This window comes from Leucobacter sp. OLIS6, assembly GCF_002752355.1.
Classification (GTDB): Bacteria; Actinomycetota; Actinomycetes; order Actinomycetales; family Microbacteriaceae; genus Leucobacter.
Genome location: NZ_MRAV01000003.1, coordinates 1 through 10,994 on the forward strand (window position 1 = coordinate 1; position 10,994 = coordinate 10,994).

8 protein-coding genes are annotated in these 10,994 nt (G+C 73.4%); 2 read left to right on the forward strand and 6 right to left on the reverse strand.

From position 1 onward, the window contains the following. The first annotated feature begins 87 nt into the window (after positions 1-87). Entirely contained in the window at positions 88-1,413 is a 1,326-nt protein-coding gene (locus tag BMH31_RS02360; RefSeq protein WP_099750319.1) for a D-alanyl-D-alanine carboxypeptidase, read from the forward strand. Positions 1,414-1,417: 4 nt separating this feature from the next. Here the strand turns inward: BMH31_RS02360 and BMH31_RS02365 are convergent, their stop codons facing one another. From BMH31_RS02365 to BMH31_RS02380, 4 genes are all read right to left on the reverse strand, one after another. Further along, entirely contained in the window at positions 1,418-2,692 is a 1,275-nt protein-coding gene (locus BMH31_RS02365; RefSeq protein ID WP_099722530.1) for a M20 family metallo-hydrolase, read from the reverse strand. Beyond that, positions 2,692-4,356 (reverse strand): amidohydrolase, encoded by a 1,665-nt coding sequence (locus BMH31_RS02370; RefSeq protein ID WP_099722531.1) that lies wholly within the window; start codon positions 4,354-4,356, stop codon positions 2,692-2,694. Before BMH31_RS02370 ends, BMH31_RS02365 begins: the two co-directional genes overlap by 1 nt. Positions 4,357-4,426: 70 nt before the next feature. Beyond that, positions 4,427-6,067 carry a thiamine pyrophosphate-dependent enzyme gene (locus BMH31_RS02375; protein ID WP_099769551.1) on the reverse strand — a complete coding sequence of 547 codons (1,641 nt, stop codon included), beginning with the start codon at positions 6,065-6,067 and terminating at the stop codon, positions 4,427-4,429. A 52-nt stretch (positions 6,068-6,119) separates the two neighbouring features. Next, a complete protein-coding gene (locus BMH31_RS02380) occupies positions 6,120-7,451 on the reverse strand; it encodes an MFS transporter (RefSeq protein ID WP_099722533.1) in 1,332 nt (443 codons plus the stop codon). Positions 7,452-7,621: 170 nt separating this feature from the next. On the opposite strand from BMH31_RS02380, the gene BMH31_RS02385 reads away from it, so the two are divergent. Next, on the forward strand, positions 7,622-8,809 hold the full coding sequence (locus tag BMH31_RS02385) for a helix-turn-helix domain-containing protein (RefSeq protein ID WP_099722534.1): 1,188 nt from the start codon (positions 7,622-7,624) through the stop codon (positions 8,807-8,809). On the opposite strand, the gene BMH31_RS02390 is transcribed toward BMH31_RS02385, so the two are convergent. Both BMH31_RS02390 and BMH31_RS02395 read right to left on the reverse strand, forming a co-directional pair. Next, complete coding sequence (locus tag BMH31_RS02390; RefSeq protein WP_099722535.1) at positions 8,806-10,164, reverse strand: M20/M25/M40 family metallo-hydrolase; 1,359 nt, start codon at positions 10,162-10,164, stop codon at positions 8,806-8,808. The two genes, BMH31_RS02385 and BMH31_RS02390, sit on opposite strands and share 4 nt — an antisense overlap. A gap of 71 nt (positions 10,165-10,235) precedes the next feature. Continuing rightward, entirely contained in the window at positions 10,236-10,940 is a 705-nt protein-coding gene (locus BMH31_RS02395; RefSeq protein WP_099722536.1) for a helix-turn-helix domain-containing protein, read from the reverse strand. Positions 10,941-10,994: the final 54 nt, after the last annotated feature.

Sequence of the window (10,994 nt, forward strand, 5' to 3'; positions counted from 1 at the left end):
AGGTCAGAGGTGCATAAGAGGCGGGGGCGGGGGTGCGGGACGGGGCAGGGGCGGGCAAGGCAGGGCGCCCGCCATATGCTGGATCGCATGCCAGACGCGTCCCCCGATCCCTCGGCGTCCACCCCCGCGGCTCGTCCCGCCACGACCACCTCGAGGACCCCCGCCGCGCGCCCGGGCTCGCGGCGCGGACTGAAGATCGGCCTCTCCGCCGCGCTCGTGGCCGTGCTCGCCGGCGGATACGTCGCTGCGTGCGCGGTCGCCCCGCTGCCCGACCTCGAGCCGCGACTGTCCGTCGACGCCGAGCAGACCTACCGGCCGGATCCCGAGGTGAGCGCGCGGCGCACGGTGAACCAGCAGCAGAAGCCCACCGCGCTCGGGTGGGCCGGCGAATCCGGCGCCTGGTCGAACGACTTCGACACTCCACGGCAGATCGCGAGCATCACCAAGCTCGTGACGGTGCTCGTCTGCCTCGACGCGAAGCCGGTGGAGGCCGGCTCGGACGGGCCGAGCTACGCGCTCACCGAGCAGGACGCGGAGATCCGGCGGACCGTGCTGGAGTCCGACGGCGTCGTCGCGGACGTGCCCGTCGGCCGCAAGCTCACCACCAGGCAGTTCATCGAGCTGGCGCTGCTCCCCTCGGCCAACAACTACGCGATCAGCTACGCCCGACACGTGTTCGGCACGAACGCGGGCTTCCAGAAGGCCGTCGGCGAGTGGATCGCGAAGCACGGGCTGAAGACGCTGCGGGTCACGGAGCCGAGTGGCCTGTCGGAGGAGAACGTGGCGAGCGCGACCGAGCTCGTCGAGATCGGCAGGCTCGCCCTCGCCGACCCCCTCGTCGCCGAGGTCGTGGCCGAGCCCTGGGCCGACATCCCCGGCATCGGGCCGATCGCGAACTCCAATCCGCTCATCGGCGACGCGAACGTGATCGGGCTCAAGACGGGCACGCTCAGCAGCTCCGGATACAACCTGCTCGTCGCCCGCAAGGATCGCGTCGGCGACCGCGAGGCCGTCACGATCGCCGCGGTGCTCGGCCGCCCCAGCGCAGCGGCCCGGGCGAAGGATGCCCGCGCCGTGCTGCGGGACGCTCCGAAGGCGTTCGCCGAGGTCGCGCTCGTCGATCAGGACTCGAAGATCGGCACCGTCCGCACCTGGCAGGGTGAGACGGTCGAGCTGCGGGCCGCCCGCCCCGCTTCGGCAGTGCTGCTCCCCGACGAGACCGCATCGCGGAAGGTGCGGGTCGGCGCGCTCGGGGCCGGAGCAGCCGGCCGCACGGTCGGGACGATCCTCACGGAGGCGCCCACCGGCAAGTCCTCGGTCCCGGTGGTCACCTCGCGGGCGATCGCGAAACCGGATCTCTGGTGGCGCGTGACCCACCCCGGGACGGTGTTCCAGGGGTACTTCGGGGGCTGAAGCCTTACTCCCCCGCGACGAGCGCGCCGGCGGCGAGACGCCGCACGACGCCCGTCAGGTGGTCCACGCCGGCGACGAGGTCCTCGTCCCTCGTGAACTCCGCGAGGTTGTGCGAGATGCCGTCGACGCTCGGCACGAACAGCATCACGGTGGGCACCGCGTCCTTCATGTTCGTCGAGTCGTGCCCCGCGACCGTCATGACCCGGTCGTGCGTCAGCCCGAGCTCCTCCGCGACCTCGCGCGCCAGTTCCACGCCGCTCTCGGGGTACGGGTTCTGATCCCAGCTGTGCTCGGCGGTGATCTCGATCCCGACCCGGTCCTCGCGCTGCACCCGCTCCACGGTGCGCATGAGCGAGGCGTGCGCGGCGCGGATCACGTCGGCGCTCGGCGACCGCAGGTCGAGCAGCAGCTCCACGTCGCTCGCGACGACCACGGGCGAGTTCGGGTACACGTTCATCTCGCCGCAGGCGGTGTGCAGCATGCCGGGCTCGAACTCGTCGACGAGCTCGCGCGCCGCGACGACGAGGCGGGCGGCGCCGAGCAGCGCATCGCGCCGGTCGGCCATGAGCGTCGAGCCGCTGTGCGCCTGCTCGCCCGTCACCCGGAACTCGAACTTGTGCGCCGCCCAGGTCGCGTTCACGAGGCCGATCGTGACCCCGTCCTCCTCCATGCTGCGGCCCTGCTGCACGTGGATCTCGGCGTACGAGGCGACATCGAGCCCGGCGAGGTCGCCGCGCTCGCCGATCGCGTCGAGCGCGTCTGCGACCGAGGTGCCCTGCGGATCGGTCGTCGCGAGCGCCGCGTCGAGCGGCAGCTTGCCGGTGAACACCGAGCTGCCCATCATCGACGGCTTGAAGCGCGACCCCTCCTCGTTGAACCAGTTGACGACGGCGAGGTTGAACCGGGGCGTCCGCCCGGACGCGCGCAGCTCGTCGGCGACCCGGAAGCAGGCGTGCGCCGACGCCATCACGCCGAAGGCGCCGTCGAAGCGGCCGGCGGTCGGCTGGGAGTCCATGTGCGAGCCGGTGAGCACGTAGGGCGCGCCGGGCACGAGCTCGAGCAGGCCGAACTGGTTGCCGATCGCATCGCGGCGCACCGTGAACCCGCGCGATTCGAGCAGTTCGGCGAACCACGCGCGCTGCGCGCCGTCGGCCGCGCTCGCGGCCTGGCGCTCGACGCCGTTCGTGCCCGGGACCGCGCCGAAGCGCGAGTGCACTGCCCAGTCTGCGAGGAAGCGCTCGCCGTGCGCGTCGAAGGGGGTGCTCGTCTGCTGCGTCATCATGCATCCTTCCGGGTGGTGCGGGAATCGTAGCTCAGGCGACCGCCGAGCACGGTGGCGACGACATCGAGGTCGGCGATGCGCGGGGCGTCGACGGGCGATGCCGAGAACACCGTGAAGTCGGCGAGCTTGCCCCGTTCGAGGGTGCCGACGTCGCCGATGCGCCCGGTCGCGATCGCGGCCCACTCGGTGTGCGTGCGCAGGGCCTCCTCGGGGGTGATCGCCTCGTCGGGTCCGAGCAGCGCGCCGCTGTCGGTGCGCCGATCGACGGCGGACTGCATGCCGCGGCGCAGATCGTTGTCGGCGACGGGGAGGTCGGAGGATCCGGCGAGCACGATGCCCGCGTCGATCACCGAGCGTCCGCGGTAGAGCCAGGGCGCGCGATCCGGACCGACGCGATCGGCCATCTGGTCGCCGATGGGCCCGATGAAGCCCGCCTGCGGGGTGACGGCGACCGCGAGCCGGCCCGCGCGCTCCACCTGGTCGGGGCGGGCGATGCCGAAGTGCTCGATGCGGCAGGGGACGGCGAGCCGGCCGTACCGCTCCTGCGCCTCCTCGATGAGGTCGAGGGCGAGGTCGATCGCCGCGTCGCCGATGGCGTGCAGGGCGAGCGGCCAGCCCGCGCGGTAGGCGCCGAGGGCGCGCTCGCGGTAGACCGCGGGCTCGTCGAGCAGGTAGCCGGTGTTGTGGTCGTGCCCGCAGTAGTCCTCGGTGACCGCGGCGGTCGCGCCGAGCAGCGAACCGTCGAGGAACACCTTCACGTGCCCGAAGCGCACCGCGTCGTCGCCGAAGCCGAAGCGGATGCCGAGGTCGAGACCGGCCCCGGATCCCTCGCGGTGGAAGTCGGCGGCGTGCGCGGTGAGCGGCCGGAGCGCATCGATCGCGGGCATGAGCTGGGCGCGGGCGTGCAGCCGCCCCCGCTCCGCGGCGGCCTGGTAGGCCGCGACCTCGATCGGGCTGTGCCCGATCCAGCCGCCGCCGACACCCGCCTCCGAGAAGCTCGTGATGCCCTGCGCGGCGTAGCGCGAGGTGGCCGCATCGAGCGCTTCGACGAGGCGCTCGGTCGAGTACGGCAGCAGCAGCGCCTGCACGAGGCCCTGCGCCGCCTCCTCGACGAGCCCGGTCGGCCGCCCCTCGCCGTCGCGCACGACCACGCCGCCGACGGGGTTCTCGAAACCTGGCTCGAGCGCCCCGACGAGCCGCAGGGTCGCGGTGTTGGTGATCGACGCGTGACCGGAGGTGTGCCGCAGGTAGAGCGGGCGGCCGCCGGTCAGCTCGTCGAGCCGGCTGATCTCGGGGAAGCGGTCGCCGTGGTGCGCCTGGTTGAAGCCGGTGCCGTGCACCCAGGCGTCGGGATCGCCCGCGGCGTCGAGCCGCTCGACCTCGGCGGCGATCAGCGCGTAGAGCTCATCGAGCCCGCGGGCGCGGCTGAGGTCGATCGCGGCGAGGCCGAGCCCCCACCAGGCGGTGTGGCAGTGGGCGTCGATCAGGCCGGGCGTCACGCAGGCGTCGCCGAAGTCGAGCGTGCGCTCGGCGTCGAGCCCCGCGATCTCCTCGTCGAAGCCGACGATCCGGTCGCCGATCACGCCGACGGCGGTGGCGCGCGGGCGGATCGCATCGAGGGTGATGATCTCGGTCGCGCGCAGGATGAGGTCGAGTCGCATGGCTGGGGTGTCTCCGGTTCGTTCAGCTCGGGCGGTACGTTCGGGGGCCGCGGCGCTCAGGCCGCGGCGCTCAGGCCGCGATCTCGGCCGACGCGGGCGGCATGACCCGCGAGTCGATGCGGACGTGGATCAGCGCGGGCCCGCCTGCGGCGAGCGCCCGGTCGAGGGCGTCGGCGAACTCCTCGGTCCGTTCGACGAGTTCGCCGTGCCCGCCGAAGGAGCGCATCCACGCCGCGAAATCGGGGTTCGCCATGCGGGTGCCCGAGGGGCGGCCGGGGTAGTGGTGCTCCTGGTGCTGCACGATGGTGCCGTAGATGCCGTTGTCGACGACGACCACGAGCGGTGATCCGCCGTGGGCGATGGCGGTCGCGATCTCCTGGCCGTTCATGAGGAAGTCGCCGTCGCCGCAGACGGCGACCGCCCGGCGGTCCGGGAAGGCGAGGGAGGCCGCGACCGCGGCGGGCACGGCGAGACCCATCGCACCGTTGCGCGCGCCGACGAGGCTCGCGGGATCGAGGTGCCGGACGAAGCGGTGCGCCCAGATGGTCGCGTTGCCGGCTCCGAAGGTCAGGATCGCGCGACCGTCGAGCCGCGCGTCGAGCTCGCCGAACGCGATGCCGAGATCGACACCGGCGGCGATGGCAGCAGCGCCCCCGGGAGCGCCGGCCCCGCCGGCGACCGATGCGTCGGAGCGGTGGGCGGCGAAGCGCTGCTGCGCGGCGGCGCGGCCGCGCATCCAGGCGTCGCCTCGGGATCCGCGGGCGGCCGCGGGATCGGTCGCCGCGAGGGCGGTCGAGAACTCGGCGGGCGCGGCGAGGATCTGCTGGTCGACGCGGCCGGCGTGCTGCACGGCCTCGGGATCGAGCGAGACGAGCACCGTCTCGGCGTCGAAGCCGAGCGTGTATCCGTCGCTCAGCACGTCGGAGCGCGCGCAGCCGACGAAGACGAGCAGGTCGGCCTCGGCGAAGCCGGACGCCACCGCGTCGGCGCGACCGTAGCCGAGCCAGCCGGCCCAGGCGCCGCCCGCGTGCGGCACCGCGTCGTAGGCGCGCCAGTCGCAGAACACGGGCACCCCGGCGGACTCCGCCCAGTCGAGCAGCGCGCGCCCCTCCCCGTCGTGCCAGCCGTCGCCGCCGGCCACGATCGCGGGGCGCTCCGCGCTCGCGATCCGCGCGACGAGCGCGGTGAGCTCGGCCGGGGCCGAGTCGGTGCGGTGCACGAGCACGTCCTCGGGGAGCCCCACCACCACGGGGCCGGGTCGGCCCGCGGCGGCGATCCGCATGGCCTCGGCGACGAGCTCGCCCGCCCGATCCGCGTCGTCGATCGTCATGACGCGCTTCGCGGTGGATCCGAACCAGCCGCTCAGGCTGAACTCCTGGAATGCCTCGCGCTCACGGTCGGCGACGGGCACGAGACCGACGAACAGCACGAGCGGGGTGGCGTCCTGCCAGGCCGTGTGGATCGCGATCATCGCGTTCGCAGCGCCCGGGCCCCGGGTCACCATGGCGACGCCGGGGCGGCCGGTGAGCCGCCCCTCGGCGAGCGCCATGAACCCGGCACCGCCCTCGTGGCGGCAGACCACCGTCTCGATCGACGAGTCGTGCAGGCCGTCGAGCACATCGAGGTAGCTCTCGCCGGGCACGGCGTAGACGCGGGAGACGCCGTGGGTCTCGAGCGTGCGAACGATCAGGTGTCCTGCCGACTGCGGCATGGTGGGGTCCTTCCGGGATGTGCGGTCTGGTGGGCGGGCCGTGCGGCTCGGCTCAGTGCTTGAAGCCGGGCAGCCGGACGCTGAGGCGCGGGGCGATCACGCCGGCCACCGCGGTGAACAGCGAGAGGAAGACGAGCATCGCGGCGGCCGGCCACCAGTGGTTCGCGGCGGAGGCGACGAAGCCGGTAGCGAGCAGCGGGATGAAGCCCGAGAGCATGCCGGCGACGTTCTGCGCGAGGCCGACGCCCGTGTAGCGCGTCTTCGCGGGGAACAGGCCGGTGAGCACGGTGCCCGATGCCGCGTAGGGCAGCGAGAGGGTGCAGACCGCGAGGGTCATCGCGATGACGACGAGCACGGGGTTGCCCGAGGCCAGCAGCAGGAACGCGGGGACCGCGACGACGGCCGAGGCCACTCCGCCCCACAGGATCACGCGGCTCGCGCCGTACTTGGTGCCGAGGTGCCCGCCCCAGAGCAGCGCGAGGATCTCGAAGGCGGCCGCGACCATGCTGCCGAGGAGCATGAGCGAGGAGTCGTAGTGCAGCACGTTCACGCCGTACCAGACGCAGAACGCGGTGACGAGGTAGAAGCCGCCGACGCCGAGCAGGGCCGCGGCCATGCCGACGATGATCTGCTTCCAGCTGTCGCGGAAGGTGGTGAGCACGGGGCTCTTCACGACCTCGCCCGATTCCTCGAGCTGGCGGAAGACGGGCGACTCCTCGAGGCGGCTGCGGATGAAGACGGCGATGAGCAGCAGCGGCAGCGCGATGAGGAACGGGATGCGCCAGCCCCAGGCGTCGAAGTTCTGCTGCGAGAAGACGAGGGTCGCGACGAAGAATCCGCCGGACGAGAGGATCGTGCCGATGGGCGAGCCGATCTGCGGGATCGCGGCGTAGCGCGCCCGGAGGTGCAGCGGGGCGTTCTCGACCACGAGGGTCATGGCGCCCGACCACTCGCCGCCCACGAAGAGCCCCTGCAGCACGCGCAGCAGCACGAGCAGGATGGGCGCGGCGATGCCGATCGCGGCGTAGGTGGGCAGCAGGCCGATGAGTCCGGTGACGAGGCCGATGCCCACGATGGTGATCATGAGCACGACGCGTCGGCCGATGCGGTCGCCCATGCGTCCGAAGATCATGCCGCCGATGGGGCGGGCCGCGAGGCCGACGCCGAAGGTGGCGAACGAGGCGAGGGCCGCGGCGGTCGCGTTCTCGCTCGTGAAGTACTGGACGTTGAACACGAGCGCCGCGGCGGCGCTGAACAGGAAGAAGTCGTACCACTCGAGCGCGGTGCCGATGAGTGCGCCGAGGGCGACCCTGTTGGCCTCCGCGACGGTCAGTTCCTGGGTGGCCTGGTATTCGATGGCCGATGTCTTCGTGGTCTCGCTCATGTCTCTCTCCGTCGAGGGATCCGCAGGTGGGAATCCGGTGTGCAAGCGGGCCGGCTCGCGAGCGGGTCGCGGCGTCACCATCGAGCATGCCAGGGGATTCGCCCCGACTACGCCGCCCGATGCCGCTGTTTTGACGCGCGAATCAGTGCATATGCACATATTCTGGGGGAATGACCGACTCCGTTCCGCATCGACTCACCGGTACCCCGATACCGGGAGACCGCTCGCGCTGGCTCGAACTGCTCGACCGGCTCGACGTCGACGAGCTGACCGACACCTTCCTCTCGCTCGTCGGCACGGTCCCCGGCTACGACCCGCCGCCGATCCCCGTATCCGAGATGCGGCGCACGGGCCGGCTCTCGTTCATCGCGCTGGTCGACGGCCTGCGCTCGGGCGGCTTCACGAGCCCGATCCCCGTCTCGAGCGATGTCGGCGTCTCGCGCGCCCGGGCCGGGATCCCCCTCACCGCGCTCATGACCGCGATCCGCGGTGACTTCACCGTGCTCTGGGAGGCGCTCACCCGCGTCGCCGACGCCGACGACGCCGAGCTGATCGTGCGCCACACGGGCATCGTGCTCCGCACCGTCGACGAGTACGCGGGGCAGACGCAGCGGGCGTACCTCGCCGAGCAGCAGCGCATGCGGGAGGAGGCGGCCTCGGTGCGCCAGGGGCTCATCGCCTCGCTGTTCCAGGAGCCGCAGCCGACCGGGGAGCGCCTCAGCGCCATCGCGCACGAGCTGGGCCTCCCGCTCGAGGCGCCGCTCGTCGCGGTCGCGGCGGTCGGCGACGATATCCCGGCCCTGCGCGTGCTCGTCTCGGAGGTGGAGCGCGCCGGCGGGACGGTGCGCACCCACCACCTCGGCGACACGCTCGTCGCCTTCTCGCAGCCCCAGGAGCTCCCGGGATCGCGCGTCGAGGCGCTGGTCGCGCAGCTCGTGCGCCTGCGCGTCGGGATCGTCGATGCGTCCACGGGCCTCGCGGAGCTGCGGCAGAGCGCCCGCACGGCCCAGGAGCTGGCTCGCCTGTTCCGGCCCGACGAGCAGGGTGCGATGACCTGGTCGCGCGGGTGGGCGCGGCTCGCGGCCCGTCGCCTGCTGGCGTCGGGGTCGCCGATCATGGCCGACGTGCACGCCGCGCTCGCGCGCTGCGGCGACGCGGAGCGGACGCGCCTCGAGGAGGCCGTGCGCAGCTTCCTCCGTACGGGCAGCGTCGGGGCGTCGGCCGAGGAGCTGTTCTGCCACCGGAACACCCTGGCGAATCGCCTCCGCCGCTTCGCCGAGCTGACGGGCGTCGATCCGCAGGTGCCCGAGCAGGCAGCGCGGCTCGTGATCGGCTGGGCCCAGGCCCCCGCCGGCTAGGCGGGCGAAGGAGCGGGATCCGGCCCGATCCGATCCGCCACCACCCGGCGCAGCGCGCCGAGCGCGAGCCCGATGGATTCGAGGTCGATGCGCTCATCGTGCCCGTGCACGCCGTCGCGGTACCGCTCGTAGCTCCACTCGGGCCCGAGCAGGCCGAAGCCGTACGACGGGATGCCGAGCTCGCGGAAGTGCCGGGCGTCGGAGCCGCCCGCCGCAGCGATCGGCACGACCGGAGCGCCCGAGACTTCCCGGATCGCGCGTTCGAGCGCGCCGTACAGCGGTTCCTCGGTCGAGGATCCGGTCGCGACCCAGCCGCGCAGCGGCGTGATCTCGACACGGTCGGCGAGGTCGCCGAGCATGGTACGCAGCAGTTCGTCGACGTCGTCGTCGCTCGTGCCGGGCAGCGTGCGGATGTCGAGGTCAATCGTGCCGACGGCCGGGATCACGTTGTGCGCCGTCCCGGCGCGCAGCACCGTCGGCGAGATCGTGACGCGCGACACGGCGTGCGCGTAGCCCGCGATCCGGCCGAGCTCGGGTAGCGCGGCGTCGAGCCGGACGGGATCGAGCAGCCGCTCCGCGAGCTCGGGATCCGCGACGCGGGCGCCCACGAACGCCGACCAGAGCGGCCCGAGCTGGATCGCCGGGGCGACCTCGCGCAGGCGGTGGAGCACCTCGCCGATGCCGTAGGCGGCGCTCGTCGCGCCGTAGGGGATCGAGGCGTGCCCGGGAACGCCGGCAAGCGTGAGACGCCGGCTGGCGGATCCCTTCTCTGCGACGCCCACGGCGACGTGCGCACCCATGCGCTGTCCGCCGGACTCCGAGAGCAGTTCGGTCACGCGCACGGCGGCGGGCTGCTCGCGCAGCAGCCACTTCACGCCGTAGTCGCCCCCGGCCTCCTCGTCGGCGACGGCCAGCAGCACGAGGTCGCCGCGGGGACGCTCGGCGGCGAGCGCGACCTCGCGCAGGATCACGGCGAACGAAGCGGTGAGGTACAGCATGTCGACGGCGCCGCGGCCCCACACCTCGCCGTCGACGAGTTCGCCGCCGAACGGGTCGCGCCGCCAGCCGTCCGGATCGGCGGGGACGACGTCGAGGTGGCCGAGCAGTCCGAGCGCGGGCGCCTCGGGATCGGTGCCGCGCACGCGCGCGACGAGGGAGGCGCGGCCGGGGGCGGATTCGAATACCTGCAGGTCGAGCCGGCCGGCGCGCACGGCGTCGTCGAGGTAGCGCTGCAGCACGCGGACGCTGCGGATCTCCTGGCCGGACTCGGGGGCGCCCGTGTTGACGCACGCCTCGCGGATCATGGCCCGGAGCAGCGCGACCGCGTCTTCGAGACTGTTCTCCGGCCGGTCCATGCGCGCTCCTTCACCCTGCGTCCGGTCGCGCGGGCGACCGTCGTCCCAGCCTAGCGCCGGGCGCGGCGGCCTCAGGGCCGCTGCTCACCGGCCTGGCGTTCGACGGAGTCGAGCAGCGCGGCGATGCCGGCGCGGTAGACGTCCATGCCGTTCAGCGCGAAGAGGGCGTCGCGGTTGGCGTAGAGCTGGGGGTAGTCGGGCAGGTGCGCGGGCCCGAACGAGGTGATCCACGGCTCGGATCCCGCGGCGCCGGCCGCTCCGCCCGCGCGCATCACCTCGTGCGCCATCGCGGCGCTGAGCGAGAGGGCGAAGCCCGAGACGGCGGCGTAGGCGCGCACGAGCGCCTCGCCCTCGAGCCCGGCCTCGTGCAGGGCCGCGAGCAGGAACTCCACGGCGGCCGCGTCGCCGGGACCGGCCGGATCGATCACGGCGCCCTCGGCACCGAGGGCCGGGTAGGTCAGGTAGAGCTCGGCGGTGGCGAGCAGGTGCGCTTCGAGGCGCGCGCGCCACCCGCCCGCGACGTCCTGGCCGGCTTCGACCGAGAGGCGGCTGAGCCGGTCGAGCGCGGCCTGGGTCATGGCCTCGCGGTTGCGGAAGTGCCGGTACATGGCCGTGGCGTCGACGCCGAGCTCCTCGCCGATGCGCTTGAAGGTGAGGCGCTCGTGGGGCTCGCGGCGCGCGAGTTCGAGCAGCGCGTCGACGATGCGCTCGGGGTCCAGCCGGACGCGCCGGGCGCCGGTGCTGCGCGTGCTGGCTGCGGCGGTTTCGCTCGCCATGTGGGCCTCCCGTTCGCGGGGCGAGCCGCGTCGTCGCGCGTCGGCCCCGGTATC

Excerpts from the sequence above, each read along its gene's own strand:
- BMH31_RS02360 (WP_099750319.1), top strand. The coding sequence starts at position 88 with ATGCCAGACGCGTCCCCCGATCCCTCGGCGTCCACCCCCGCGGCTCGT.
- BMH31_RS02365 (WP_099722530.1), bottom strand. The coding sequence starts at position 2,692 with ATGACGCAGCAGACGAGCACCCCCTTCGACGCGCACGGCGAGCGCTTC.
- BMH31_RS02370 (WP_099722531.1), bottom strand. The coding sequence starts at position 4,356 with ATGCGACTCGACCTCATCCTGCGCGCGACCGAGATCATCACCCTCGAT.
- BMH31_RS02375 (WP_099769551.1), bottom strand. The coding sequence starts at position 6,067 with ATGCCGCAGTCGGCAGGACACCTGATCGTTCGCACGCTCGAGACCCAC.
- BMH31_RS02380 (WP_099722533.1), bottom strand. The coding sequence starts at position 7,451 with ATGAGCGAGACCACGAAGACATCGGCCATCGAATACCAGGCCACCCAG.
- BMH31_RS02385 (WP_099722534.1), top strand. The coding sequence starts at position 7,622 with ATGACCGACTCCGTTCCGCATCGACTCACCGGTACCCCGATACCGGGA.
- BMH31_RS02390 (WP_099722535.1), bottom strand. The coding sequence starts at position 10,164 with ATGGACCGGCCGGAGAACAGTCTCGAAGACGCGGTCGCGCTGCTCCGG.
- BMH31_RS02395 (WP_099722536.1), bottom strand. The coding sequence starts at position 10,940 with ATGGCGAGCGAAACCGCCGCAGCCAGCACGCGCAGCACCGGCGCCCGG.